The sequence below is a fragment of the Streptomyces sp. NPDC002845 genome, from assembly GCF_053591955.1.
The window spans coordinates 1-25,513 of record NZ_JBSFUU010000113.1 but is presented as its reverse complement, the minus strand read 5'-3'; the positions used below and the strand labels follow the sequence as shown (position 1 = coordinate 25,513).

22 protein-coding genes and 2 pseudogenes are annotated in these 25,513 nt (G+C 70.9%); 10 read left to right on the top strand and 14 right to left on the bottom strand.

What is annotated here, in order from left to right:
• Window positions 1-181 precede the first annotated feature (181 nt).
• Window positions 182-943, top strand: coding sequence for an SCO2400 family protein (locus ACWD3C_RS43885; RefSeq protein WP_451153594.1), 762 nt, complete (start codon window positions 182-184; stop codon window positions 941-943).
• Window positions 944-1,173: 230 nt separating this feature from the next.
• Here the strand turns inward: ACWD3C_RS43885 and ACWD3C_RS43880 are convergent, their stop codons facing one another.
• Entirely contained in the window at window positions 1,174-1,626 is a 453-nt protein-coding gene (locus tag ACWD3C_RS43880) for a MarR family winged helix-turn-helix transcriptional regulator (protein ID WP_451153592.1), read from the bottom strand.
• A 147-nt stretch (window positions 1,627-1,773) separates the two neighbouring features.
• Between ACWD3C_RS43880 and ACWD3C_RS43875 the strand changes: the two genes are divergently transcribed.
• On the top strand, window positions 1,774-2,796 hold the full coding sequence (locus ACWD3C_RS43875; RefSeq protein ID WP_451153602.1) for an NADP-dependent oxidoreductase: 1,023 nt from the start codon (window positions 1,774-1,776) through the stop codon (window positions 2,794-2,796).
• Window positions 2,797-2,943: 147 nt separating this feature from the next.
• Here ACWD3C_RS43875 and ACWD3C_RS43870 read toward each other — a convergent pair.
• Together ACWD3C_RS43870 and ACWD3C_RS43865 are read right to left on the bottom strand one after the other, a co-directional pair.
• Window positions 2,944-4,117: pseudogene (locus ACWD3C_RS43870) on the bottom strand (serine hydrolase domain-containing protein).
• A gap of 96 nt (window positions 4,118-4,213) precedes the next feature.
• Entirely contained in the window at window positions 4,214-6,724 is a 2,511-nt protein-coding gene (locus ACWD3C_RS43865) for a M14 family zinc carboxypeptidase (RefSeq protein ID WP_451153600.1), read from the bottom strand.
• A 219-nt stretch (window positions 6,725-6,943) separates the two neighbouring features.
• Here ACWD3C_RS43865 and ACWD3C_RS43860 point away from each other — a divergent pair, with 219 nt between their 5' ends.
• Together ACWD3C_RS43860 and ACWD3C_RS43855 are read left to right on the top strand one after the other, a co-directional pair.
• Entirely contained in the window at window positions 6,944-7,150 is a 207-nt protein-coding gene (locus ACWD3C_RS43860) for a hypothetical protein (protein WP_451153590.1), read from the top strand.
• A 137-nt stretch (window positions 7,151-7,287) separates the two neighbouring features.
• Window positions 7,288-8,091, top strand: coding sequence for an EI24 domain-containing protein (locus tag ACWD3C_RS43855; RefSeq protein WP_451153588.1), 804 nt, complete (start codon window positions 7,288-7,290; stop codon window positions 8,089-8,091).
• Here the strand turns inward: ACWD3C_RS43855 and ACWD3C_RS43850 are convergent.
• A complete protein-coding gene (locus ACWD3C_RS43850) occupies window positions 8,067-9,377 on the bottom strand; it encodes a pyroglutamyl peptidase (protein WP_451153598.1) in 1,311 nt (436 codons plus the stop codon). The genes ACWD3C_RS43855 and ACWD3C_RS43850 overlap by 25 nt on opposite strands.
• A 485-nt stretch (window positions 9,378-9,862) precedes the next feature.
• The gene (locus tag ACWD3C_RS43845; RefSeq protein WP_451153586.1) at window positions 9,863-10,846 is read right to left on the bottom strand and encodes a LysR family transcriptional regulator; all 984 of its coding nucleotides are present in this window, start codon (window positions 10,844-10,846) and stop codon (window positions 9,863-9,865) included.
• 147 nt (window positions 10,847-10,993) lie between these two features.
• Here ACWD3C_RS43845 and ACWD3C_RS43840 point away from each other — a divergent pair, with 147 nt between their 5' ends.
• Entirely contained in the window at window positions 10,994-11,383 is a 390-nt protein-coding gene (locus ACWD3C_RS43840; RefSeq protein ID WP_451153596.1) for a RidA family protein, read from the top strand.
• 89 nt (window positions 11,384-11,472) lie between these two features.
• Window positions 11,473-14,088, top strand: coding sequence for a glycoside hydrolase family 3 protein (locus ACWD3C_RS43835; protein ID WP_451153584.1), 2,616 nt, complete (start codon window positions 11,473-11,475; stop codon window positions 14,086-14,088).
• Here the strand turns inward: ACWD3C_RS43835 and ACWD3C_RS43830 are convergent.
• Both ACWD3C_RS43830 and ACWD3C_RS43825 read right to left on the bottom strand, forming a co-directional pair.
• Complete coding sequence (locus tag ACWD3C_RS43830) at window positions 14,085-15,062, bottom strand: aldose epimerase family protein (protein ID WP_451153582.1); 978 nt, start codon at window positions 15,060-15,062, stop codon at window positions 14,085-14,087. The two genes, ACWD3C_RS43835 and ACWD3C_RS43830, sit on opposite strands and share 4 nt — an antisense overlap.
• Before the next feature lie 14 nt (window positions 15,063-15,076).
• Window positions 15,077-15,976 (bottom strand): SGNH/GDSL hydrolase family protein, encoded by a 900-nt coding sequence (locus ACWD3C_RS43825; protein WP_451153580.1) that lies wholly within the window; start codon window positions 15,974-15,976, stop codon window positions 15,077-15,079.
• A gap of 278 nt (window positions 15,977-16,254) precedes the next feature.
• Between ACWD3C_RS43825 and ACWD3C_RS43820 the strand changes: the two genes are divergently transcribed.
• The gene (locus tag ACWD3C_RS43820; RefSeq protein WP_451153578.1) at window positions 16,255-16,749 is read left to right on the top strand and encodes a DUF3145 domain-containing protein; all 495 of its coding nucleotides are present in this window, start codon (window positions 16,255-16,257) and stop codon (window positions 16,747-16,749) included.
• A 69-nt stretch (window positions 16,750-16,818) separates the two neighbouring features.
• Here the strand turns inward: ACWD3C_RS43820 and ACWD3C_RS43815 are convergent, their stop codons facing one another.
• The 5 genes from ACWD3C_RS43815 to ACWD3C_RS43795 all read right to left on the bottom strand — a co-directional run bounded on the left by ACWD3C_RS43815 (window position 16,819) and on the right by ACWD3C_RS43795 (window position 21,808).
• Complete coding sequence (locus ACWD3C_RS43815; protein WP_451153576.1) at window positions 16,819-18,090, bottom strand: beta-ketoacyl-[acyl-carrier-protein] synthase family protein; 1,272 nt, start codon at window positions 18,088-18,090, stop codon at window positions 16,819-16,821.
• An 83-nt stretch (window positions 18,091-18,173) separates the two neighbouring features.
• Window positions 18,174-18,422: an acyl carrier protein gene (locus tag ACWD3C_RS43810; protein WP_045557916.1), complete on the bottom strand. Its 249-nt coding sequence runs from the start codon at window positions 18,420-18,422 to the stop codon at window positions 18,174-18,176.
• Window positions 18,423-18,524: 102 nt separating this feature from the next.
• On the bottom strand, window positions 18,525-19,556 hold the full coding sequence (locus ACWD3C_RS43805) for a beta-ketoacyl-ACP synthase 3 (RefSeq protein WP_451153574.1): 1,032 nt from the start codon (window positions 19,554-19,556) through the stop codon (window positions 18,525-18,527).
• A 15-nt stretch (window positions 19,557-19,571) separates the two neighbouring features.
• Complete coding sequence (locus ACWD3C_RS43800; RefSeq protein WP_451153572.1) at window positions 19,572-20,510, bottom strand: ACP S-malonyltransferase; 939 nt, start codon at window positions 20,508-20,510, stop codon at window positions 19,572-19,574.
• 89 nt (window positions 20,511-20,599) lie between these two features.
• The gene (locus ACWD3C_RS43795) at window positions 20,600-21,808 is read right to left on the bottom strand and encodes a PucR family transcriptional regulator (protein WP_451153570.1); all 1,209 of its coding nucleotides are present in this window, start codon (window positions 21,806-21,808) and stop codon (window positions 20,600-20,602) included.
• Between the two features lie 84 nt (window positions 21,809-21,892).
• Here ACWD3C_RS43795 and ACWD3C_RS43790 point away from each other — a divergent pair, with 84 nt between their 5' ends.
• The gene (locus ACWD3C_RS43790; protein WP_451153568.1) at window positions 21,893-22,546 is read left to right on the top strand and encodes a pirin family protein; all 654 of its coding nucleotides are present in this window, start codon (window positions 21,893-21,895) and stop codon (window positions 22,544-22,546) included.
• A gap of 202 nt (window positions 22,547-22,748) precedes the next feature.
• On the opposite strand, the gene ACWD3C_RS43785 is transcribed toward ACWD3C_RS43790, so the two are convergent.
• Window positions 22,749-23,570: a serine hydrolase domain-containing protein gene (locus ACWD3C_RS43785; RefSeq protein ID WP_451153566.1), complete on the bottom strand. Its 822-nt coding sequence runs from the start codon at window positions 23,568-23,570 to the stop codon at window positions 22,749-22,751.
• Between the two features lie 19 nt (window positions 23,571-23,589).
• Window positions 23,590-23,694, bottom strand: a pseudogene (locus ACWD3C_RS43780) (GNAT family N-acetyltransferase); the annotation flags it as partial.
• A 111-nt stretch (window positions 23,695-23,805) separates the two neighbouring features.
• Here ACWD3C_RS43780 and ACWD3C_RS43775 point away from each other — a divergent pair.
• Entirely contained in the window at window positions 23,806-24,267 is a 462-nt protein-coding gene (locus tag ACWD3C_RS43775) for a MerR family transcriptional regulator (RefSeq protein WP_451153564.1), read from the top strand.
• Entirely contained in the window at window positions 24,267-25,283 is a 1,017-nt protein-coding gene (locus ACWD3C_RS43770) for an aldo/keto reductase (RefSeq protein ID WP_451153562.1), read from the top strand. The genes ACWD3C_RS43775 and ACWD3C_RS43770 overlap by 1 nt, the downstream gene beginning before the upstream one ends.
• Window positions 25,284-25,513: the final 230 nt, after the last annotated feature.

Genomic DNA, 25,513 nt, shown 5'->3' with positions numbered 1-25,513 from the left:
GCCGCCGGGGGGCTGGGGGGGGGGCCGCGGGGGGGGGGGGGGCTCGGCCGGGATGCCGCGGGTTGGCGGGAGATGCTCGGGCCTGCCCCCAACTCGGCATGCCGAAACGCGAAGTTCCCTACACAACTTTCACATCAGTCACTATGAAGATTCCCTGAAAGGCACCTAGTCTTCCCGCGTCATGGATTACTGCCACCCGTGCCGACGGCACCTGAACGGCGCCCTCGCCTGCCCGGGGTGCGGCACCCCAGCCGAAGAACTCCGCGCATACGCGGACGAAGAGGGCGCGCCCGCCGAGGTCGACGTCGAGAAGCCGCACGAGGCCGACAGTGGGGGCGCCGAGCCCTCTCGCGCCCGCCGCCGCCCCCGGGACGACCGCGGCCCCCGTTCCAGTCGTCGCGACCGCAAGGCGGCCGCCCACCGTCGGCGCCGCCGCCGGATCCTGTTCATCGGCACCGGCCTCGTCCTGGCCGCCGGCGGCCTGAGCCTGGCCGAGCTCGGCATAGAGACCCCGGGCTCCAACAACCCGACCACGACAGCGGCGGAAGAGGAGGTGACGGCCGAGGGCAAGGAGTCCTCCTCCGTGACAGCGGAATCGGCCGACGCGCAGACCGGCACCTCCGGCGACGCGGCCCCCTCCACCTCCCCCGAGGACTCGGCCTCCCCCTCGGCCTCGAAGTCGCCGAAGGACGACAAGTCCAAGGAGGGCGAGGACGAGGGCGAGAACAAGAACGGGGACGGGGACAAGGCGTCGGAACTCCCGGAACGCGAGGGCCAGTCCGCCACTGACGGCACCCGCCCCGGCACCTCCCCCTCCACCCCGGCCACCACCTCGGCCCCGGAGTCCCCGGCCGAACCGACCGACGACCCCACCTCCGAGGAACCGTCTCCGGAGCCGTCACCGTCGGAGACGTGCGAACGGTTTCTCTGGTGGTGCACCTGAGCCCTCCGCTGGAAGTCCGGTGCATCACCTGCGGGCCCGTCGTGGCTGGTCGCGCCCCGCGGCAGAGCCGCTGATGTCACCGCCCCGCGCCCCTTTGGGGCGCTGCCGAACCGCACTGGGCTTCGCTGGACCCGCTTAGCGCTCTCGCGCGGAGGGGCGGCTGCTCCTCGCCGTCCTCCCGGGCTGCCCCGCCGCAGTCCTGCCGGGCTGCCCCGCAGGCGGGAGGCGGGCTATGCCTCCAGCATCCGCCGCAGCATGTCCCGCAACGCCAGCCGCTCCTCCTCGCTCAGCCCCGCCAACGGCTCGCGGGCGAAGTTCAGGGAGTCGCGGAGGTCGCGGGCGATGCGGCGGCCCTCCTGGGTGGTGGCGGCCAGCTTGACGCGGCGGTCGGTCGGGTCGGGGCGGCGTTCGACGAGGCCCCGGGTCTCCAGGCGGTCGACTATGCCGGTCACGTTGGACGGCTCGCACTTCAGCTTCTGGGCGAGGCGCCGCATGGGGAGCGGCTCCAGGGAGAGGAGGCTCAGGAGGCGGGCCTGGGCGCCGGTCAGTGCGTGCTCGGCGGCGGCGCTCTCGTACTCCTCGTGGTAGCGGGCCACGACGGAGCCGATGAGGTCGACGACCTCCAGGGTCAGCGGGTCGATGCGAGAGGTCGTCTTCGCCGAGGCTGTCTTCTCCGTGGCCATGGGCTCCAGGCTACCCCTTTACTTGACATCATGAAACATTCAGACGCATGGTTGTTTCAGGTGATGAAGTAACCGCCCGGCATGTTCAGCATGCCCGGCATGTTCAGCCGTAGTCCGAGCCGCAGCCGTACGCAGGAAGGCACCCCGATGTCCGAGACCCCCTCCCTCCCCGCCACCGCCCGCGAATGGCACCTGCTCAGCCGCCCCGTCGGCTGGCCGAAGCCCGAGGACTTCGCCCTGGTCGAGGCGGAGGTCCGGCAGCCCGGCGCGGGTGAGGTCCTCGTACGGAACAAGTACCTGTCCGTCGACCCGTACATGCGCGGCCGCATGAGCACGGCCAAGTCGTACGTCGCACCCTTCGAGCTGGGCAAGGCCATGCAGGGCGGTGCCGTCGGCGAGGTCGTCGCCTCCGGCGTCGAGGGCATCGCTCCGGGCGATCACGTGCTCCACTTCGGCGGCTGGCGCGAGTACGCCACGGTCGACGCCAAGCAGGCCGTGAAGGTCGCCCCCGAGGCCGCGCCGCTCTCCGCCTACCTCGGCGTCCTCGGGATGACCGGACTCACCGCGTACGCGGGCCTGCTGCGCACCGCCGCCTTCAAGGAGGGCGACTCCGTCTTCGTGTCCGGTGCCGCCGGTGCCGTCGGCAGCCAGGTGGGCCAGATCGCCAGGCTCAAGGGCGCCTCCCGCGTCATCGGCTCCGCCGGGTCCGACGAGAAGGTCAAGCTGCTCGTGGAGGAGTACGGCTTCGACGCCGCCTTCAACTACAAGAGCGGGCCGGTGGCCGAGCAGCTCCGCGAAGCCGCCCCGGACGGCGTCGACGTCTACTTCGACAACGTCGGCGGAGACCACCTGGAGGCCGCCATCGGCCGGCTCAACCGGGGCGGCCGTATCGCCGTCTGCGGCATGATCTCCGTCTACAACAACACCGAGCCCGCCCCCGGCCCGAAGAACCTCGCCCGCCTCATCCAGACCCGCGGCCGCATCGAGGGCTTCCTCGTCGGCGACCACTACGACTTCCAGCCGCAGTTCGTCCAGGAGGTCGGCCCCTGGGTCGCCTCGGGTGCGCTCAAGTACCGCGAGACCGTCGTCGAGGGCATCGAGAACAACCTGGAGGCGTTCCTCGGGGTCCTGCGCGGCGACAACACCGGGAAGATGATCGTCAAGCTCTGAGCTTGTCGTTCATCTGACCGGCCGAGGGCCTTCACACATCACCGTTCACCGTGACGCCCGCCCGGCCGCCGTCGTTGCACACGGCAGAGTCCGCACCCTTGGACGTGGGGTGCGGACTCTGCCGTGTATGTGTCGTGTACGTGCGGGCTAACTTGCCAGGGCCGCCGCGTGCACCGCCTTCACCAGCCGTACGTTCTCCGGCGCCGCCCCGCCCGGATAGGCGACCCGCCGCCGCGTGTACCCGTACGCGAGTCCGCTGCGCGGATCGGCGAAGGCCTGCGAACCGCCCGCGCCGCTGTGCCCGAAGGCACCCGCGCCCAGGAACGGGTACCAGGCGTCGGCCGTGGCCTGGAAGCCCAGGCCGTACGACTTGTGGGCGCGGGCCACCAGGTCGTAGCCGATGGACTGGATCTGGCCTACCTCGCCGATCGTGTCGGGCTTCAGCAGTGGCGGCCGTCCGTCCACCGTGCTGATCGCCGCCGCGTACATTCCGGCGAGACCGCGCGCGGAGGCGACCCCGCCCGCCGAGGCCTGGCCCTTGGCGCGCACGGTACGGGAGTTGGGGAAGTCCGCCAGCTCTCCCGGGTCCGGCACATGGGTGTTGAAGGCGACCGAGGAGAGCGTGTGCGGGCCGGATGGGACCAGGTCCAGTACGGCCCGCTGCTCGGGCGTCGGCTCCATCGGGAGGACGGAGCGTTGACGTCCTCTCCAGCCCGAGGGCTGGAGATTCCGGTCCGCACCGCTTCGCGGTACCACCTTGGGTTCCTGCTTCACAGGTCCGAGCCGGTCCATGAGGGCCGGTCTTACCGGACCTCCACAGGCCTGACTTCCCGCCCGTCCGGCGGTAGGTCCGACAACTGCGTTGTCGGACAAGGCGATATTCCCATGGTTCTGCGGCCCTCCGGGCCGCCAGAGTGAGGATGCCCCACACCTCCACCCTGAAGGGTGGAGCACTGGGCAAGTGTTCGATAGCGGGCCTCGTGCTCCTCGGGGAGCCCCAAGAAGAAGTCGAGGCCGTACGGGGCGCGGACCCGTCCCGGTGGGCGAGCAGCTCGCGCAGGGTCACCGCCCCCTTGCCCTCGGCCGCGAACTCCGGCCAGTAGTACGCCACTTCGCGGTCCAGCTCCAGCAGCCCGTCCTGGACGAGGAGCGCGGCGACGAGATGGGCGGCACCCTTGGTGGAGGAGAACACGCCGTAAAGCGACTCCGAGTCGCCGCCCGCCCAGAGGTCGACGACCCGCCGTCCGCCGACGTGGGCGCACAACTGCCCCTCGTAGTCCGGCGGTTCGGCGGCGACCACCGCCGCGAACTCCTCACGCACCGTCTCGAATCCCTCGGCTACGGTGCTGTGGACGGTGGTCTCCTGCGTCGTGCGCGCTCCCGCCTGTGTGGGTACGTGTCGGTGACATGGGTTGGGTCAGGACACCGTCAGCAACGCCCGTGCCACCTGCGCGAATTCCCCCTTCGGGTGATCGCGGAAGAGCGGTTCCGTGCCGAAGAGGACCGCACCCGGCCCGCTGACGACGGATGCCTGACCCGCCGCCTGAGCCGGCCCGCCCGTGCCGTCCTCCAGCGGACGCCAGTGGCCGGAGACGAGTGGACTGCCGGTCCCGTACGACTGCTCCACGCCGACACCGGGGCCGAGATCCGTGAACCAGACGGGTGCGTAGACGAAGCCGTGGTCGGGTGCCCCGGCCGTGACCCTGCCCGAATTCACCACGCGGACAACACCGTTGGCGTCCCCGTTGCCCTCCACCGCCGTCGCCTCGATCAGCCCGGCGGCCGAGTTGAGCGCGGCTCCGGTGGTGCCGCGGCCGACGAGCCCGTGGGTGTCGAGGAAGCCGTCGAGGGCCGTACGTGCGGACGTGTTGAGACCGCCGTGGCCGAGCCCCGACGACACGAACAGCACGTCCACCGACGACCAGTCGAAGCCCGCGTTGAGGACCGCCGTGGACACCGGTACGACGTCGAAGTTCATCTCCCGCAGCGCGAACAGCTCCCCGGGCGTCACGGCCGCGGCCACGCGCACGCGGTGCAGGGGAGTGCCGCCGGTCGCCCTCGTGGCGTCGAAGGCGACGTCGTACGTCCTCGCCAGCGCCGCCGCCTTACGCCGCGCCGAGGCCGGCACGAGCACGCTGCGTCCATCCGCCGCCTGGCGCACCCGGACCCCGTCCCCGAGAAGGGAGTTGAGAGCGGCGATCTCCCGCACGTCGTCGAGGCGGAGCCGCAGATCGCCGTACGGGGCGACGTAGCCGACACGTGCGGCTGCGCGGACCGGGCGCGCGAGGACGGCCGACAGCCGACCGCTCTTCACCTCATCCACCGTCGCGCCCCACAACCGCCCCAGGCTCCAGCCGGAGATGTCGTACATCACCGACACCTTGTCGCTGATGTCCGAGCCGTCGGCCAGCAGCACGTTGGCCATACCGCGCTTGGGCTGGTGCATGTCGACGACGTACGACCCCTTCGCGTACGACCGTCCACCGAGCCGGAAGCCGTGCGTCGCCCGAGTGACCCGTACGTCATGGCCGAGCAGCTCGTCGACGAGGCGCGCGGCGGCCGGGGCGGAACGCTGGCCGCGGCCGGCCGGGATGACGTACGCGCGCGGGAAGCTGGTCGTATAGACGTCCTCGGGACCGATGCCCGGCACGCCCGGGACCGTCTTGGAGGACACTGGCACCTGGGCTGCGCCGGTCGCGCCGCGCCGGAAGGTCTCGATCTGGTCGGCGACGAGGGAGGCCCGGTGCGTGCCGACGAAGTCGAGGGTCGCGCGCAGGGCCGCGCCCGCCACGTCCACGTTGACGGCGGAACGGCGGCGGAGTTCGGACTCGGGGAGGGTGTCGTACGCCCGGTTGTTCACCTGGAGCGGGATCTCGACGGTGTGCGCGGCGACCGTGCCGTGGAACGCCGCGTACTGCGGGGTGAAGATCGGCGGCCAGTCGTCCCAGCCCTCGTCGAAGTCCCGGAAGGGGATCTGGACGGGCTCGACACCGTCCTTCTCGGGCGTGTAGCCGAGGCCGTTGACGGCGGCCTCCATGCCGACGGCGTTGGCGTAGGTGTTCTTGAGGAAGAGGTCGTACTCGTAGTTCTCGCCGTGCGGCGGGGTCGTCGGCTCGATGAGTGTGCCGTTGACGTACCCGTGCACGTCCAGCATGACGGCCGGCTGCTTGTTGACCTCGATCTGCCGTATCACCCGCACCTCGGGCTGCGAGGCGGTCACGAAGTCCCGGTTCATGTCGAAGCCGTTGGTATTGGCGCGGGTGCCCGCGACACGGCCGTCGGGGTTGGCGGTGATGTTGAAGTACAGGCGGGTGCCGGCGAGGAGGTCGGCGGTCTTCTCGTCCTTGGCGGTGGCGAGTTGCTCGATCAGCTTGAGGGAGGCGTCCGTTCCCTCCCACTCGTTGCCGTGGATGTTGTTGTTGAAGAAGACAGGGGTCTTGTACGTCTTCTTGACGGCCGGACTCCTGGCCGCCAACCGGGGCGCGTTCTCGATGAGTTCGCGCATACGGTCCTGGGCGCGGGTCTGGCGCGTGGTCTCGGGAGCGGTGACGGTGACGAGGTAGAGGCGGCGGCCGCCCGCCGACCGTCCGGCGATCTCGACGCTCACGCGGTCGCCGAGCCGCTGGATGGCGTTCAGCTTCGGGGCGATGGCGTGGTACGGGGTCAGGCCCAGCTTGATGGACTTGTCGGCGGGGTTCTCCGGGTCCGGGGGCAGGACCCGCTCGCGGGGGTAGCCGCGGGTGGCGCTTTTGGAGAGGTCCGTCTCCGGGGCGGTGAGGGCGCGTTGGGCCGCACCGGAGGGGGCCCTGGCGGCGCCCTGGGGGAGGGCCGGGCCTTCGCGGGTGACGGGGGCGGTCTCGGCGCCGGCGGGTTGGGCGGCGTAGAGGAGCGAGCCGGCTGTGGTGGCGATGAGGGCGAGGGCCACGATGAGGGCGGGGCCGAGGCAGACGGAACGAGGGCTTGAACGAGGGCTGGGCGGCCTGGGGGTGGAGTTGGCAACGGACTTCGAGCCGGGTGTCGGCAGGCGCACGTGTACCTCCTGAGGCGGACGGTGCCGGGGGATGATCGGCACCGCTACGGCGAGGTGTACCTGTTCGACTCCCCCGCAACAAGAGGGCGTTGGCGTCACGAATGCCTCGAACGGTGTGTGTCCGGCAGAGCGGAGAGGGCATGCTGGCCACTGCTGATCGCCGGTGAGGAGTTCCTCGTCGCCGGTCTGGAGCAGCTCCAGCTCCTCATGATCGCCACCGCCTCGGGCACGGGTCGCGTCGCGCGGGCTGCGGCGGTGCGGGTACAGGCAGCGGTGTCGCCCGTGGCGGAGCGGGGGGTTGTGGTGGCGGTGAGTCCGCCGTAGGGGGCACGGGGCTGTGACATGGCGCGGCTCTGCCGCGTGGACGCGACCAGCCACAGACAGCCCGCAGCCTGTCAACAACCCGCAGACTCTCAACAACCAGCAGCCCCCCCACCACCCCCTCCCGATAAGGTTCCTCCATGCGCGATCTTGCGGTGGGCTTCACATACCTGGTGCGTGGGCAGCGTTGGGTGCGCCGCCACGGCAAGCAGTACGGGTTCGGCCTGATTCCGGGGCTGATCACCCTCGTGCTGTACGCGGCGGCCCTCGTCGCCCTGGCCCTCTGGGGCACGGACGTCGTCGCCTGGGCGACCCCCTTCGCCGACGACTGGTCCAGCCCGTGGCCGGGCCTCTTCCGCGGGTTCCTGACGGCCGTCCTGTTCGGCCTGAGCCTGCTCCTCGCCGTCGTGACCTTCACAGCCGTCACCCTGCTCATCGGCCAGCCCTTCTACGAGAACCTCTCGGAGAAGGTCGACCGGGACGTCTCCCCGGACGGCACCGCCCCCGAGTCGGGCCTCCCGCTCGTCCGCGAACTGTGGATCTCGGCCCGCGACAGCCTCCGTATCGTCGTCCGCGCCGTCCTCTGGGGCATCCTGCTCTTCGCCCTCGGCTTCATCCCGTTCGCCGGCCAGACCGTCGTCCCGGTGATCGGGGTCTTCGTCGCGGGCTTCTTCCTCACCGAGGAGCTCACGGCGGTCGCCCTCCAGCGCCGCCGCGTCGACCTCCGCGAGCGCCTCACCCTGCTCCGCTCCCGCAAGACAATGGTCTGGGGCTTCGGCGCCCCGCTCGGCGCCGCCTTCCTGGTCCCGTTCGTCGCCGTCTTCCTGATGCCCGGCGCGGTCGCGGGCGCCACGCTCATGGCCCGCGACCTCATGGGCGAGGAGACGCTGGCCGAGGACGACCGCGACCGCAACGGCGATCAGAAGGAGGCCCCGGCCCCCTGACCGCCACCACTGATGCCACTGGCACCACCGCCACCACTGATGCCACTCGCCTCACCGGCGTCCAACGCCACCGCCACGATCGCCCGCACCTGCGCGATGATGTCCAGCCGGTTCCGCACGAACTCCGCATCCGTCACCGCCCCCGTCGCCGGATCAGTGTTGCCCGCCCCGAACTGCAACACCGGCGTATGCACATGCCCACCCGGCAACACTTCACCCAGCCCCAACCGGTCCCGCAACAACGTCGCCCGGTACGCGATCTCGTTGGACAGATAGTTCCCACCGCCCCCGGCCCGCGCCACCGACCCTTCCGTCGGCCCGTCCGGCCGGACAACGGCCCCTGTCCCGCCCGCCGGAATCTCGGTCACGCTCGTGTTGTCGTACACGGGGAAGCGCCCGGTATCGGCAGCCACAATCTCCCTGTACGGCAACGTCGTCGACGTCCACTGCGGCTGCGAGGCCGGATCGGTCACCGGGATGGTCTCGGTGAGGCCGATGTTGTCGTTGTCCGGGAACCCGCCCCGCCAGGCCCCGTTGGTCCGCTCGATGTCGAAGCGCCCGACCCGCCCCTGGCTGACCGTCGCGAACAGATCGACGTGCCGCAGATACGGCCGCAGCGTCCGTTCCACGGTCCCCTCGGTGAAGTCCTGCCAGCGGACGGGGAAGACGGCGGTCTCGATCCGCGCCGGACCGTCCGCCGTCTCGATCACCGTCCCGTCCAGAGCGAGGGCGGTCGCCCCGGACGGATTGGAGATCCGGACGTCCCGGTCCAGCGTGAACGGATCAAAACCCGTCACCAGAATCCGCTTCACACCCTTGCCGTGCGGATAACGAATGGCTGTCTGCCCACGCGAGGTCCGCTCCAGTTTGCCGAGCAGCCCGGCCCGCTGACTACTCGTCAGCCCGAACTCCGGCTCCCACCCCCGTACTTCCCGCGTCATCCCCAACCGCGCCCAGTACAGCGGCCGGTCGTCATCCCGACTCAGATCCGCGCTCGCCGGCCCCCGCACCTGAGCCCGGTCGACAGCCCGCCGCCACAACCGTGACCCCTCCCGTACGACCAACCGCTCGGCCTGCGCGTACGACCGCACCTCGGCGAGCGCACGCGCGAACTCCGGTGCCACGGTGTCGAATCCGGAGCGGCGGAGGATCTCCTGGGGTACGGCCCGGTCGAGGCGCTGCTCCTCGACGGTCGCCGCGGCCGTGGGCTCGGCTGCCGAAGCGGTGGCCGGAGTCGCGAGCCCTGCGGACAGGGCCAGTCCAAGGAGGCCGATCCGAGTGCGCATGCGTATGACACGTATGGGAGTCAAGGGAGTTCGGGTCCTTCCGTCGCTGTGGGGAGCTGTCGACGTCGGCAGTATGGCGTGACGGGAGAGGCGTATGCCATGGCGCGTGGTGAACGTGGCCCAGGCTGCCGGTCACTGTGCGGCCAGCAGCGTCGACCCGCGAAGATTGCCGGATCACGGCAGTGAGACGCGGGGCGGGAAGATGTCACGATGCTCCTCACGGCACCCCCACGGCACATGGTGTGCAACGGCCACAGGGCAGCGGTAGGCCCTGAGACCTCGCCGTTGTTTCCAGGTCCCGGCAATTTCCGGTCCAGTGCCGCTGCCCGTTCCCTGAAGCCTCTGTTCGTAAGGCAGGTTCAGACATGCGATCGACCCGTGAGGCGCAGTTCCGTGCCGGCTTCGGCCTCCTCGTGGTGCTGCTGTCTGCCGGCTACTACCGTCAATGGCATGACAAGTCGGTTCTGCTGACCTGACCTGGGTTTTCAGCGCCCGCCCTCGGCCCCGACCCCCGCCGCAGCCTCCCGCAGCACCCCCACGAACGCCTCCGTCGCCGGCGTCGGCGACACCCCCCGCACCGTCGCCGCATACACCGCCCGCGCCGGCGCACCCTCGTCGAGCACCGGCAGCAGCGCGATGTCGGGCCGTACGGACTCGGCGGCCAGCGCCGGGATCAGGGTCACCCCGAGGCCGGCGGCCACGTAGCCCTGCTTGGCCGTCCACTCGGCGACGACATGCGCGACCCGGGGGCGGAAACCGTGGCGCAGGGCCGTGTCGAGGAGGGTGCCCTCGGGCTGGACGCTGCCGGATATCCAGTCGGCGTCGGCGAGTTGGGGGAGGCGCACGTGTCCCTGGCCGGCCAGGGGGTGGTCGGCGGGGACGGCGACGTACAGGGACTCGTCGAGGAGATGGTGGAGCTCGTACGACTCCAGAGGGGCGCGACCCGTCGTCGAGACGATCACCAAGTCCAGCTCGCCGTCGGTGAGTTGGCCGAGCAGCGCCGGGGTGAGTCCCTCCTCGCGGGTGAGCAGTACGCCGGGGTGGCGGGCGCGGAACGCGGCGATGGCCCGGGGCACGAGCGCCGCGTCGGCGGTCGCGAACGCCCCGAACCGCAGGCGGCCCCCGGCGGCCTCCCGCAGGGCGCCGAGCTCCCGTCCGGTCCGCCGCAGCCGCTCGACCACGGTTTCGGCGTGCGGGACGAGGAGCCGCCCGGCTTCGGTGAGCCGTACACCGCGGGGCAGCCGGTCGAAGAGCGGGGAGCCGCCCAGCGCGCCCTCCAGCGAGGCGATCTGCCGGGACACGGCGGACTGGGTCCACCCGAGGGTCCGCCCGGCCAGGGTGAAGGACCCGTGCCGGGCGACCTCCAGGAACACCCGCAGCCACACGGTCGACACATCGGGGACGGCGTCCGGAGCGTCGGGCACGCCGACGGCGCCGCCCACCAGGGCGTCTCCATGCTCATTCGTCATGGCGGCCATGCCGGACATTCGCTTGTCGCATCACCCGGCCGAGCCTAGCGTCGAAGACACGCGAATGATCCACAGAAGCAACGAAGCAACGAAGCAACGAAGCAACGAAGCAACGAAGCAACAGAAGAAAAGGACGTGAAAGCCGCCGTGCAGGTCACGATCGACAACCCCGCCTCCGCACCCCAGCCGCTCAGCCCGTACTACTCCCAGGTCGCCCGCGTCGAACACGCCGACGGCAGCGCGCTGTTGTACCTCTCCGGGCAGATAGCCGAGGGGGAGACCCTGGCCGAGCAGAGCCGTGGCGTCTTCGAGACCATCGACGCCCTCCTCAAGGCCCACGGCGCGACCCTCGACGCCATCATCAACATCCGTACGTATCTGACCGACATCGACAAGCTCCACGAATACGGCGCCGTGCGCAGGGAGTTCCTCACCGGCACCACCCCGCCCACCAGCATGACCCTTGAGGTGCCGAAGCTGTTCAAGCCGGAGGCCCGGATCGAGGTCGAGGTCGTGGCCGCCGTACCGGCCGGGTGATCAGGCGGTCTCGCCGAGCGGCGCGGAGGGCAGGATGGAGACGCCCATGGAGAGACACCGATGAGACGTCCGCGGAGAGACGTCCACGGATGTCAACGCGGAGGTGCGACGTGGCGGACACAGCACAGGCACGGCGGCGGGACGCGGCCCGCGAGGGGGTCGTCGAGGGGGTCGTCGAGGCGGCCCTCGGCAAGCTCGGCCGCGACGCGAAGGTGAGGCTGCTCGCCGGGCAGGACATGTGGTCGCTGCCTGCGCTGCCCGAGATCGGTCTGCGGTCGCTGGTCATGTCCGACGGGCCGATCGGCGTACGGGGAGTCCGCTGGACCTCCGCCGACCCGTCCGTCGCGCTGCCCTCCCCGACCGCGCTGGCCGCCACCTGGGACCCCGTACTCGCCCACACGGCAGGTGTGCTGCTCGCCCAGGAGGCTCGCCGCAAGGGCGTCCACGTCCTCCTCGCACCCACGGTCAACCTGCACCGCTCCCCGCTCGGCGGCCGCCACTTCGAGGCGTACAGCGAGGACCCGTATCTGACCGGCGAGATCGGGACCGGCTACGTCCGGGGGGTCCAGTCCGGCGGCGTCGGCACGACCGTCAAGCACTTCGTCGCCAACGACGCCGAGACCGACCGCTACACGGTGAACAACCTGGTCTCCGAACGCGCCCTGCGCGAGCTGTACCTGGCGCCCTTCGAGGCCATCGTCGCGAACGCCCACCCCTGGGGCATCATGACCGGCTACAACACGGTCAACGGCACGACCATGACCGAGCACCACTACCTGGTCAACGAAGTCCTGCGCGGTGAATGGGGCTTCGACGGCTTCAACGTCTCCGACTGGACGGCCGCCCGCTCCACCGTCGCCGCCATCGAGGGCGGCCTCGACGTCGCCATGCCCGGCCCGGTCACCGTGTACGGCGAAGCCCTCGCCGCCGCCGTACGCGAGGGGCAGGTGGAAGAGGCCAAGGTCGACGAGGCCGTACGCCGCGTCCTCCGCCTCGCCGCCCGCGTCGGCATCCTTGAGGGCGCCGCGCCCGCCGTCACCGAACTCCCCGAGACCGTCGACGGCGAGGCCCTGGCCCGTGAGATCGCCCGCCGCTCCTTCGTCCTGGTGCGCAACCAGGGCGCTCTTCCCCTGAAGTCCCCGGAGTCCCCGGAGTCCCCGGAGTCCCCGGAGTCCCCGGAGTCCCCGGAGTCCCCGGAGTCCCCGGAGTCCCCGGAGTCCCCGGAGTCCCCGAAGTCCCCGAAGTCCCTGAAGTCCCTGAAGTCCCTGAAGTCCCTGAAGAACGGCACCGTCGCCCTCATCGGCGCCGCCGCCCGCGACGCCCGCATCCTCGGCGGCGGCTCCGCGACCGTCTTCCCGGCCCGGATCGTCTCCCCGCTCGACGGCCTCACCGCCGCCCTCCACGAGGGCACCCTGACGTACGCCGTCGGCGCCGACCCGAACACCGAACTCGCCGTCGCCGACAAGGGGTTCGAGCTGCGTGCCGTCTGCCGGGACGCGGCGGGCCGGGTCATCGGCACGGGCTCCGCGCCGAGCGGCCACATCCAGTGGATGGGTTCGGACCTGCCCGACGGCGTCACCCACGACGCCCTGCACACCGTCGAGCTGACCGGCACCTTCACCCCGCGCGAGAGCGGCCCGCACACCTTCGGCATCAAGGGCCGGGGCGCGTTCACCCTGAGGATCGACGGCACGACGTACTACGACGACATCCAGCGCCCCGCCGCCGACGGCCCCTTCGCGTCGTTCTTCGGCGCCCCGGTGCCCCACGCCGAGGTCGAACTGACCGCCGGTGAACCGGTCGAGGTCTCCCTCACCCACGTCATCCGTGCCGTCAAGGGGCACCCCATGAACGTCATCGGCTTCACGCTCGCCCACCTGGAGCCCCGGCGCGACCCCGACGCACTCCTCGCCGAGGCCGTCGAAGCCGCCCGCGCCGCCGACACGGCCGTCGTCGTGGTCGCCACCACCGACCGCGTCGAGTCCGAGGGCTTCGACCGCGAGGACCTCCGACTCCCCGGCCGTCAGGACGACCTGGTCCGCGCCGTCGCCGCCGCCAACCCCAACACCGTCGTGGTCGTCAACTCCGGCTCACCGGTCGAGCTCCCGTGGCGCGACGAGGCCGCCGCGATCCTCCTCACCTGGTTCCCGGGCCAGGAGGGTGGCGCGGCCCTCGCCGACGTCCTCACCGGCGCCCATGAACCGGGCGGCCGCCTGCCCACCACCTGGGGCACGCTGACGGACGCCCCGGTCACCCAGGTGACCCCCGCGAATGGCGAACTCCCTTACACCGAGGGCGCGTTCATCGGCTACCGCGCCTGGGAGAAGGAGGGCCGGACCCCCTCGTACGCCTTCGGCCACGGCCTCGGCTACACCGAGTGGACGTACGAGTCCCTCGACATCACCGGTACGACCGTCAGGGTCCGCCTCCGCAACTCCGGCGACCGCCCCGGCCGCGAGGTCGTCCAGATCTACCTCGCCCCGACCGAACCCGACCCCGCCCGCCCGGCCCGTTGGCTCGCCGCCTTCACCGCCGTCGAGGCCGCCCCCGGCGAGAGCGCCGAGGCCGTCGCGGAACTGCCGCGTCGCGCCTTCGAGGTCTGGGACGAGGGCGCCAACTCCTGGACGCACAGGGAGGGTTCGTACGAGATCCAGGCGGCCCGCTCGATCGCCGACCCCCGCCTCACCGCGACCGTGCGCTTCTAACGGACGCCGAACCCGTACACCGTCTCCGACCGGTACACCCCACCCGGCCCCAGCTCCGTACTCGGGAACTCGGGCCGGTTGGGCGAGTCCGGGAAGTGCTGTGTCTCCAGGGCGACCCCGTCACCGGGAGCGAACGGCGTGCTCAAGTGGTCCGCGGTGTAGAGCTGGAGCCCCGGCTCGGTGGTCGCGACGGTCAACACCCGCCCGGAGGCGGGGTCGTGCAGCTCGGCGACCTCGACCGCCCCCTCCGTCACGCCCTTGTCGAGCACGAAGTTGTGGTCGTACCCGGAGCCGACCTTCCGCGCCGCCCGGAAGTCGAAGCGCGTCCCCTCGACGGGCGCGAGTTCACCCGTCGGAATCAGATCCGCGTCCACGGGCGTCAACCGCGAGGCGTCGACGCGCAGTTCGTGCCCGCCGGCGTTCCCCGAGGCCGCGCCGCCCAGGTTCCAGTACGAGTGGTTCGTCAGGTTCACCACGGTCGGCGCGTCCGTCACCGCCTCGTACGCGATCCGCAGCGCGCCGGAGGCGTCCAGGCTGTACGTCACCGAGACCTCCAGCCGACCGGGGAAACCCTCCTCGCCGTCCGGGCTGACCCGGAACAGCCGGACCCCGTGCCTGACCGGCTCCGCCTCCCACACCTGCTTGTCGAAGCCGTTCTGGCCGCCGTGCAGGGAGTTGGGGGCGTTGTTGCGGGCCAGCACGTACACGCGGCCGTCGAGCGGGAAGCGGCCCCCGGCGATCCGGTTGGCGTACCGCCCGACCAGCGCCCCGAAGTACGGCCCCGGGTGAGCGAGGTAGCCGTGCAGGTCCGCGAACCCCAGCACCACGTCCGCGAGCCGCCCGTCGTGGTCCGGGACCTCGACCGACTGCACGATCCCGCCGTACGTCAGGACCCGCACCCGCGTTCCGCCCCGCTCCAGCGTCCAGCGATGGACCGGGGTGCCGTCGGAAAGTGTGCCGAAAGGTTCGCTCATGTGCGAACTTTAGGTCACGGTCGCTCGGCGGTGATCTCGCGGTATGCGATCTCGGCCAGCCGCGCCTGACCGTTCTTGCTCGGGTGGAACCAGTCCCACTCGCTCAACTGCGCCGCCCCGAAGCGGTAGTCGAAGACCGCGTCCCCGTCGTACCGGCAGAACTTGTCCGACGTGCACACCTCCTCCAGGACCTCGTTGTACGCCTCCACCCGGTCCCGCACCGTGTCGCGCCGCAGCGTCGCCGCCGCGTCGAGCGCGTCCGGGTCGCCCAGCATCGACGGGCAGATGCCCAGCTGCCACACCTGCTTGCTGAGCGGGTTGGTACGGCCCTGGGACCACAGCCGCTTCAGGTCCGGCACGCTCGACACATACACCTGGGCCTTGGGCTGCGCCTCGCGCAGGGTGTCCATGGCGGCCTCGAAGTCGGCCCGGAAGGCTGTGACGGAGGTCATGTCGTCGGTGGTCGCCCTGCACGCGTCGTTCGCCCCGACCATCACGGTCACCAGCTCCGGCTTCCTCGTCGCCGCCTGCGCCATCTGACCCGGCAGATCGGCCATCCGGGCACCGGTCACCGCGTAGTTCCAGCTCCGCTCAGCGGCCCCCGCCCTCCCCAGCAGCCGTACGGCGAGGCTCTTGACCTCGCCGTCACTGCCGGTCGCCCAGGAGACCTCGGGACAGTCCGACAGCACGTTGCACGCGTCGAAGCCGGTGGTGATGGAGTCGCCGACGGCGGCCAGCGACTCAGGAGCGCGATTCCAGGCGGAGGCCGGGGACGGGGCGGGCTGCGCCTTGGCCTCGGTGCCCGTGGGGCCGGGGGAGTCACCACCGGTGGCGTCGCACGCGGCCACGCCCAGCAGGGCGGCCGTCGCCATGACGGAGACGGCCGCCCGTGAACGGTGGTGTCGCTTCCGCATTCCCTGGTCCCTTTCGGTCGAATAGGCCGAGCGTCCGAGTAGGCCGAGCGTCGAGCAATGGTTCTCCCTCCATGACAACGCACGAGAGTTCCCGATCGACGAAAGTGCAACGGTTCCAGCGTGACAGGCGTCCCCCCGAGTGAAACCTGAGTTCTTCGAGGTACCGGCTCCGACGGTACGTCACACTCCGTGCCCCGCCGCACGGTAGCCTCGCCCCGAGGCTGTCCTGTTGCTGTAGTTCCGCCAAGTGTCAAACGTCCTGCTCTGTGGAGGCCCCGGTGACGACACGTGGAGTTCTGTACGTGCACTCCGCGCCGCGCGCGCTGTGCCCGCACGTCGAGTGGGCGGTCGCGGGCGTACTGGGCACGCGTGTGAACCTCGACTGGATCCGGCAGCCGGCCGCCCCGGGGACCTGGAGATCGGAGTTCTCCTGGCAGGGCCAGGTCGGCACGGCCTCCAAGCTCGCCTCCGCGCTGCGGGGCTGGCACCTGCTCCGCTTCGAGGTCACCGCCGAGCCGTGCCCCACCGCCGAGGGCGAGCGCTACAGCTGCACCCCCGACCTCGGCATCTTCCACGCCGTCACCGGCATCCACGGCGACATCCTCATCCCCGAGGACCGCCTCCGCGCGGCGCTCGTCCGCTCCCAGCGCGGAGAAACCGACCTGGAAGCCGAACTCGCCAGGCTGCTGGGCAAGCCGTGGGACGACGAACTGGAGCCGTTCCGGTACGCGGGCGAGGGCGCCCCGGTGCGCTGGCTGCACCAGGTGGTCTAGAGACCCTCGCCGAGCACGCCCGAAGGGCCCCCACCGACCGGTGGGGGCCCTTCGTCGCCGTACAGGAAATCAGACCGTGCGGAACGCCAGCACGACGTTGTGCCCGCCGAACCCGAACGAGTCGTTCAGCGCGGCGATGCGGCCCTCCACGGGCAGCTTGCGGGCCTCGCCGCGGACGACGTCGGCGTGGGCCTCGGCCTCCGGGTCGAGGTTGTCCACGTTGATCGTGGGCGGGGCCACCCGGTGGTACAGGGCGAGCACGGTGGCGACGGACTCGACGCCGCCGGCGCCGCCCAGCAGGTGCCCGGTCATGGACTTCGTACCGGAGACCGCGAAGTGGTCGGTGTCGTCGCCGAAGACCTTGCGCAGGGCCTTCAGTTCGGCGACGTCACCGGCCGGGGTCGAGGTGGCGTGCGCGTTGACGTGCACGATCTCGGCCGGGTCGAGGTCGGTGCGCTCCATCAGGTGCTGCAGGGCCTGGGCGATCCCGCGCCCCTCCGGCTCCGGCTGCACGATGTCGTGGCCGTCGGCGGAGATGCCCTGGCCGACCGCCTCCGCGTAGACACGGGCGCCGCGCCGGGCGGCGTGCTCGGCGGACTCCAGGACGATCACGCCGGCGCCCTCGCCGAGGACGAAGCCGTCACGGGCCGTGTCGTACGGCCGCGAGGCGCCCTGCGGGTCGTCGTTGTTCTTGGACATCGCCATCATGTTGCCGAACGCGGCGATCGGCAGCGGGTGGATGGCCGCCTCGGTGCCGCCGGCGACGACGACGTCGGCGCGGCCGGTGCGGATCATCTCGATGGCGTAGCCGATGGCCTCGGCGCCCGACGCGCAGGCGGAGACCGGCGTGTGCACACCGGCGCGGGCGCCGACGTACAGACCGACGTTGGCGGACGGGCCGTTCGGCATGAGCATGGGAACGGTGTGCGGGGAGACACGGCGTACGCCCTTCTCCTTCAGCACGTCGTACTGGTCGAGCAGGGTCGTCACACCGCCGATGCCGGAGGCGATGACCGCGCCCACCCGGTCGGGGTCGACGGTGCCGTCGTCGGCCGACTTCTCGGTGTAACCGGCGTCGGTCCAGGCCTCCTTGGCCGCGATCAGCGCGAACTGCGCCGAGCGGTCGAGGCGGCGGGCCTGGGGCCGCGGAATGACCTCGGAGGGCTCCACGGCGATCTGCGCGGCGATACGGACCGCCTGGTCGGCGGCCCAGTCCTGCTCCAGGGGGCGGACGCCGGAACGTCCGGCGACCAGGCCCTCCCAGGTGGAGGTCGCGTCGCCACCCAGCGGTGTGGTTGCGCCGATACCGGTGACGACCACGGTGCGATTGGTCGAGCTCACGGGAATTCTTTCTCCAACGGATGCGGGATTCAGCGGCGCCACCGCCGGGTGGCGGGGCCATGCAGCCAGGGCTGGGCGGTGACTCAGCCCTGGTGCTTGAGGATGTAATCGGTCGCGTCGCCGACGGTCTTGAGGTTCTTGACGTCGTCGTCCGGGATCTTGACGTCGAAGCGCTCTTCGGCGGCGACGACGACCTCGACCATGGACAGGGAGTCGACGTCCAGGTCGTCGGTGAAGGACTTGTCCAGCTGGACGTCCTCGACCGGGATGCCGGCGATCTCGTTCACGATGTCGGCGAGACCGGCGACGATCTCTTCCTGAGTGGCGGCCATGTCAGGCGCTCCTTCGTAGATATCCAGAGGGTGTGGCGCCCGCCGCGTCAGCGGCAGGTGTTGCGGTTCCCGTGCCGGACCGGGTGATCCGGCACGGAGTGCCTAGGGGAGGGTAACGACCGTGGCGGCGTAGACGAGACCCGCCCCGAAGCCGATGACGAGCGCGGTGTCGCCGCTCTTCGCCTCGCCGGTCGCCAGGAGCCGCTCCATCGCGAGCGGGATCGAGGCGGCCGAGGTGTTGCCGGTGGTACGGATGTCACGGGCGACCGTGACATGCTCCGGCAGCTTGAGTGTCTTCACCATCGAGTCGATGATCCGCACGTTGGCCTGGTGCGGAATGAAGACGTCCAGGTCGTCCGGGGTGATTCCGGCCGTGTCCAGAGCCTCCTTGGCGACCTTCGCCATCTCGAACACGGCCCAGCGGAACACCGCCTGGCCCTCCTGCGTGATCGCGGGGAACTTGACGTTGCCCTCGCTGTCGACGGGCAGCTGCGACACATCGTCGGCGCGGAAACGGTCCCACGGCACGGTCTGCTTGATCGTTTCGCTCTTGTCGCCCTCGGACCCCCACACCGTCGGGCCGATGTGCGGCTCCTCGGAGGGGCCGACGACGACCGCGCCCGCGCCGTCACCGAACAGGAAGGCCGTTGCCCGGTCCTCCAGGTCGGTCAGGTCGGACAGCCGCTCGACACCGATGACGAGTACGTACTCTGCCGAGCCCTCGACGACCATGCCCTTGGCGAGCGTGAGCCCGTAGCCGAAGCCCGCGCAGCCCGCGGAGATGTCGAACGCGGCGGCCTTGTCCGTGCCGAGCTTGTCGGCGATCTCGGTGGCGACGGCCGGGGTCTGGCTGAAGTGCGACACCGTCGACACGACCACGGCACCGATCTGCCCTGCCGAGATCCCCGCGTCCGCGATGGCCTTGCCGGACGCCTCGATCGACATCGCGGCGACCGTCTCCTCGTCGTTCGCCCAGTGCCGGGTCTCGATGCCGGAGCGCGAACGGATCCACTCGTCGGACGAGTCGATCTTCTCCAGGATCACCTCGTTGGGCACCACCCGGGTCGGGCGGTAACCGCCGACGCCGATGATGCGCGCGTACGGGGCGCCTTTGCGGGCCTTGATCTTCGACATTGCTCGGGCTCCTTCTCAAGCACTGTGCTCTGCGATGAGCTCGCGAGCGGCGTCGAGGTCGTCGGGGGTCTTCAGCGCCAAGGTCTTCACACCCGGCAGCGCGCGCTTGGCGATCCCGGTCAGCGTGCCGCCCGGGCACACCTCGACGAGCGCGGTCACGCCCAGCTCCTGGAAGGTCTCCATGCACAGGTCCCAGCGGACCGGGTTGGCGACCTGGCCGACCAGCCGGGACAGCACCTCGGCGCCGCTCTCGACCGTCCGGCCGTCGTTGTTCGACACGTACGTGATCCGCGGGTCCGCGGGGGACAGCTCCTCGGCGGCCTTGGCGAGCACATCGACCGCGGGCGCCATGTGCTGCGTGTGGAACGCGCCGGCGACCTTGAGCGCCACGACCCGGCGTACACCCTCGGGCTTGTCCGCCTCCAGGGCGGCCAGCTCCTCCAGCGTGCCGGCGGCCACGATCTGGCCCGCGCCGTTCACGTTCGCCGGCGTCAGGCCCAGCTTCTCCAGGTGCGGGACCGTCGTGGCGGGGTCGCCGCCGAGCAGCGCGGCCATGCCGGTCTCGGTGACGGCCGCGGCCTCGGCCATGGCCAGGCCCCGCTTGCGTACGAGGGTCAGCGCGGAGGTGTCGTCGAGGACACCGGCGAAGGCCGCGGCGGTGATCTCACCGACGCTGTGGCCCGCCACCGCACCCGGCGCGCCCGCCGCGTCAGCGGCTGATGTCGCAGTACCGAGTGCCGAGGCCGACAGGATTCCGGCCGCGACCAGCAGCGGCTGCGCGACGGCGGTGTCGCGGATCTCGTCCGCGTCGGCGTTCGTACCGTAGTGGACAAGGTCGAGCTCGATGGCGTCCGACCACGCGGCGAGGCGGTCGGCGGCACCGGGGAGTTCGAGCCAGGGAGTCAGGAAGCCGGGCGTCTGGGCGCCCTGGCCGGGAGCGACGAGTACGAGCACTCTCACACTCTCTCTTGGGTTCGCCCACGGCCGCCCGTGGGGACAGGGACGAAGAACACGGAGGGGTTTTGTGGAGCCTCGACAAAACCCTAGGCCTGAGGATCCCCATCGGCCAGACGCCCCAGGATCAGCGCGATCCGCAGCGTGAACGCCGAGCGTACATCGGACGGCGACCAGCCGGTGACGTCAGTCACACGTCGAAGCCGGTAGCGCACGGTGTTGGGATGGACGAAGAGCATCCGGGCCGCGCCTTCGAGACTGCTCGCCTGCTCCAGATAGACGCTCAAGGTTTCCAGGAGAGCCGAGCCGGCCTCCTCCAGTGGTCTGTAGATCTCCTCCACCAACTGCTCGCGCGCGTTCGGGTCCCCCGCGATCGCGCGCTCCGGTAGCAGATCGTCCGCCAGTACCGGCCGCGGCGCGTCCTGCCAGGCAGAACACGCCTTCAGTCCCGCGGCCGCCGCCTGCGCGGACCGGGTCGCGGCCTGCAGATCGGGCACGACGGGCCCCGCGACGACGGGCCCGGGCGCATAAGGCCCGATCAGCGATTTGGCGACCTGCAGCGGGTCGTTGCTCCCTCCGGCGATCACGACGAGCCGGTCACCGAGCACGCCGGTGAGCACCTGGAGCTTCGCGTGCCGGGCGGCGCGCCGAATCGCCTCGACGGTCAGCTCGCTGTCCCCGTCGGGCGCGGTGCCGAGCACGACGCAGACATGCTCGGGGGAGTTCCACCCGAGCGCGGCGGCACGGCTCACGGCCCCCTCGTCGGCTTCCCCGGACAGCACGGCGTTGACGACGAGGGACTCCAGCCGGGCGTCCCAGGCACCCCGTGCCTCGGCGGCCTGGGCGTAGACCTGGGCGGTGGCGAAGGCGATCTCGCGGGCGTAGACGAGAAGGGCTTCCCGCAGCAGATTCTCGTCACCGGGAGCCGCGACCTCGTCGATGGCGGACTCCATGACCTCGATGGTCGTCCGCACCATCTCGACGGTCTGGCGCAGGGTGATGGCCCGGGTCAGCTCGCGCGGAGCGGTGCCGAACACATCCGTGGAGATGGCCTGCGGAGCGTCCGGGTGCCGGAACCACTCCGTGAACGCGGCGATACCCGCCTGCGCGACGAGCCCGATCCACGACCGGTTCTCCGGTGGCATCGCCCGGTACCACGGCAGCGTCTCGTCCATCCGCGCGATGGCCTGCGCGGCAAGGCTTCCGGACGACTTCTCCAGCCGCTTCAGGGTCGCGGAGTGCGCATGCACACCGTGCGGCGCTGCGGGTTCGGTCCTGCTGACTTCGGGTTCGGGCACGGGACAAGACTGCCTCATCCGGACGGCGATGTGCGGCGCCGGGTCCTCGCGGGCACCTTCCGCGCGACTACCGTGGAGTACGTGATGGACGTACGGCGCGCCGGTGAGCGCTACCACGGAGGGGACCCGGAGTCCGGCATCTCCTCCCTCCACGCCTTCTCCTTCGGCCCGCACTACGACCCCGACAACCTCCGCTTCGGCGCGATGATCGCCTGCAACGAGGAGCACCTCGCCCCCGGCGCCGGCTTCGACGAGCATCCCCACAGCCACACCGAGATCGTCACGTGGGTGGTCGAAGGCGAACTGACCCACCGCGACTCGACGGGCCACCGGACGGTCGTCCGCCCCGGCGATGTCCAACGGCTCAGCTCAGCGGGCGGCGTCCGCCACATCGAACGCAACGACGGCTCCGCGCCGCTGACCTTCGTCCAGATGTGGCTGGCCCCCCTGGTGCCGGGCGGGGCCCCGTCGTACGAGATCGTCCACGGCATCGCCGACTCCACCCCGTACGCCCTCCCCTCCGCCGGCGCCATGCTCCACGTACGGCGACTGGGAGCGGGAGAACGGACCGCGGTGCCGGACGGGGCGTACGTGTACGTCCACGTCGTACGTGGCGAAGTACGCCTCGACGGCGAGCAGCTGGCCGCGGGCGACTCGGCACGGGTGACGGACGCGAAGGACTTGGAGGCGACGGGGGTGTCGGAGGCGGAGGTGTTGGTGTGGGAGATGTCGCCGTAGCGCGCCCCGTAGGGGCGCGGGGCTGTATCGATATGCGGCTCCGCCGCGTGGGCGCGACAAGCCACAAACAACCCGCAGTCCCCAACAATCCGCACCCCCACCCCCTACCGGGGGCCGGGGGCGAAGCCCCGGCGGGGTCGAAGGGGCAGAGCCCCTGGAGGATGGGACGGGTAGGGGCGGCGAGGGCGAGGAAACCCCGCCCTCACCCCCGCAGCTCTCCCAACACCGCGTCCGTGAACACCGGCCACACCTCGATCGCCCACGCCCCGAACGCCCGGTCCGTCAGCGCCACGCAAGCCGCCCCCACCACCGGATCGATCCACAGAAACGTACCCGACTGCCCGAAATGGCCGAACGTACTGGACGACGACGAAGCTCCCGTCCAGTGCGGCGACTTGGAGTCACGGATCTCGAAACCGAGCCCCCAGTCATTGGGGTTCTGGTGGCCGTACCCGGGCAGGACCCCCTTCGTCCCCGGGTACTGCACCGTCATGGCCTCGGCGACCGTGCGCGGGTCGAGCAGGCGCGGCGCCTGGACCTCGGCCGCGAACCGGACGAGGTCCGACACCGTGGAGACACCGTCCTTGGCGGGCGAACCCTCCAGCGCCGTCCCCGTCATCCCCAACGGCTCCAGCACCGCCTGCCGCACATACTCCCCGAACGGAATGTCCGTCGCCTTGGCGACATGGTCCCCGAGCACCTCGAACCCGGCGTTGGAGTACAACCGCCGCTCCCCGGGCGCGGACGTCACCCGGTGTTCGTCGAAGGCGAGCCCGGAGGTGTGCGCGAGCAGGTGGCGGACCGTCGAGCCGGGCGGACCGGCCGGTTCGTCCAGCTCGATCGCGCCCTCCTCGTAGGCGACGAGCACGGCGTACGCGGCGAGCGGCTTGGTGACCGAGGCAAGAGGGAACCGCCGGTCGACCGGACCGTACGACCCGAGCACCGTGCCGTCCGCCCGTACGACGGCCGCGGCAGCGGTGGGAACCGGCCAGTTCTCGATCAACGCCAGGCTCTGCAGAGACATGCGTACGAGCCTAAGCGGCTCAGAGGTTCAGCCGCATGGAGGGGTCCGGCTTGCGGACGAAGCCCAGCGATGCGTACAGCGGCTCGGCCTCGGCGGAGGCGTTGAGGTCGGGCCTGGCGGCTCCCTATTCCTGGACGCCCGTGCGGGTGGACAACCGCGCCGCGCCCCGATGTCGCCGGAATTTCGCCTGAATCCGCTTGCTTGGAGTGCACTCCAAGGTCCTAGCGTTGAGGCCATGACGGTGATGGAGAGCACACCTACCAGGACCGACAGCTGCGCCGGGCCGCGGCAGGGGAACAGACGGCCGGACGGCGAGGACAAGTACACCATCAGCGAGGTCGTCGCCCTCACCGGACTGACGGCCCACACCCTGCGCTGGTACGAGCGCATCGGGCTGATGCCGCACATCGACCGCTCCCACACCGGCCAGCGCCGCTACACCAACCGCGACCTCGACTGGCTGGACCTCGTAGGCAAGCTCCGGCTCACCGGGATGCCGGTCGCGGACATGGTGCGGTACGCGGAACTGGTGCGCGAGGGCGACGACACGTACGGCGACCGCTTCGAGCTGCTGAAGGCGACCCGGGAGGACGTACTCGCCCGGATCGCCGAACTGCAGGACACGCTCGCGGTGCTCGACCGGAAGATCAATTTCTACGCGGACGCCGGGCGTGCCCTGGCGTCGGAGAGGTCCTGATGACGAACGGCAAGATCGCGACGGTGGAGCTCGGCAACGGCGGACCCGAGGTCGGTGTCCAGGGCCTCGGCTGCATGGGCATGAGCTTCGCGTACGGCCCCTCGGACGCGGGGGAGTCGCGGGCGACCCTGGAGCGGGCGCTGGAACTCGGCGTGACGCTCTACGACACGGCGGACGTGTACGGGGCGGGCGAGAACGAGAAGTTCCTGTCCCCCTTCTTCAAGGCGCACCGCGACGAGGTCGTCATCGCCACGAAGTTCGCCCTGTCGATATCGCCGGACGACCCGACCCGGCGGGTCATCCGCAACGACCCGCCGTACATCCGGCAGGCCGTCGAGGCGAGCCTGAGGCGTCTCGACGTCGATGTGATCGACCTGTACTACATGCACCGCCTCGACGTGAACGTACCCATCGAGGAGAGCGTCGGCGCCATGGCCGAGCTGGTCCGCGAGGGCAAGGTCAAGCACCTCGGGCTGAGCGAGGTCACCGCCGGCGAGCTGCGGGCCGCGCAGGCCGTGCACCCGATCGTGGCCCTGCAGTCGGAGTGGTCCCTGTTCAGCCGTGACATCGAGGCCCACGTCCTCGCCGCCGCCCGCGAACTCGGCGTCGCCCTGGTCCCGTACTCCCCGCTCGGCCGCGGCTTCCTCACCGGCTCCTTCATCAACGCCGACAAGGACCTCACCGCCGACGACTTCCGCCGCCGGCAGCCCCGCTTCACCGGCGACAACGCGGCCGCCAACGCCGCTCTCCTGGAGCCGATCCGAACCGTCGCCGAGGCCCACGGCGCCTCCCTGGGCCAGATCGCCCTGGCCTGGGTCCAGCAGCAGGCGGCGGTGTACGGCCTCCCGGTCATCCCGATCCCCGGCACCCGCAAGCCGGGCCGGGTGGACGAGAACGTGGCAGCCACCAGTGTCGTCCTCGGAGAGGACGACATGGCCCTGCTGGAGCCCATCGCGTCAAAGGTGGCGGGCGACAGGTACGCGGACATGTCGTTCGCGTCGGCAGGCAGGGAGTAACTGGTAACCGCCCAGCACAGGAGCGCCCTTAAGGGGCGCGGGGCTGTGACATATGCGGCTCCGCCGCGTGGGCGCGACAAGCCCCCACCGGCCCGCAGCGCACAAACAACCGGCAGACCCCAACCCGCTAAAGCTCAAGGCCGTGAAGTTACGGGCTGATCGTCGGCGTCAAGATGTTGATGCTGAGGGTGGCTTTGTAGGTGCGTCGGTCGACCTTGAGGCTTTTGTAT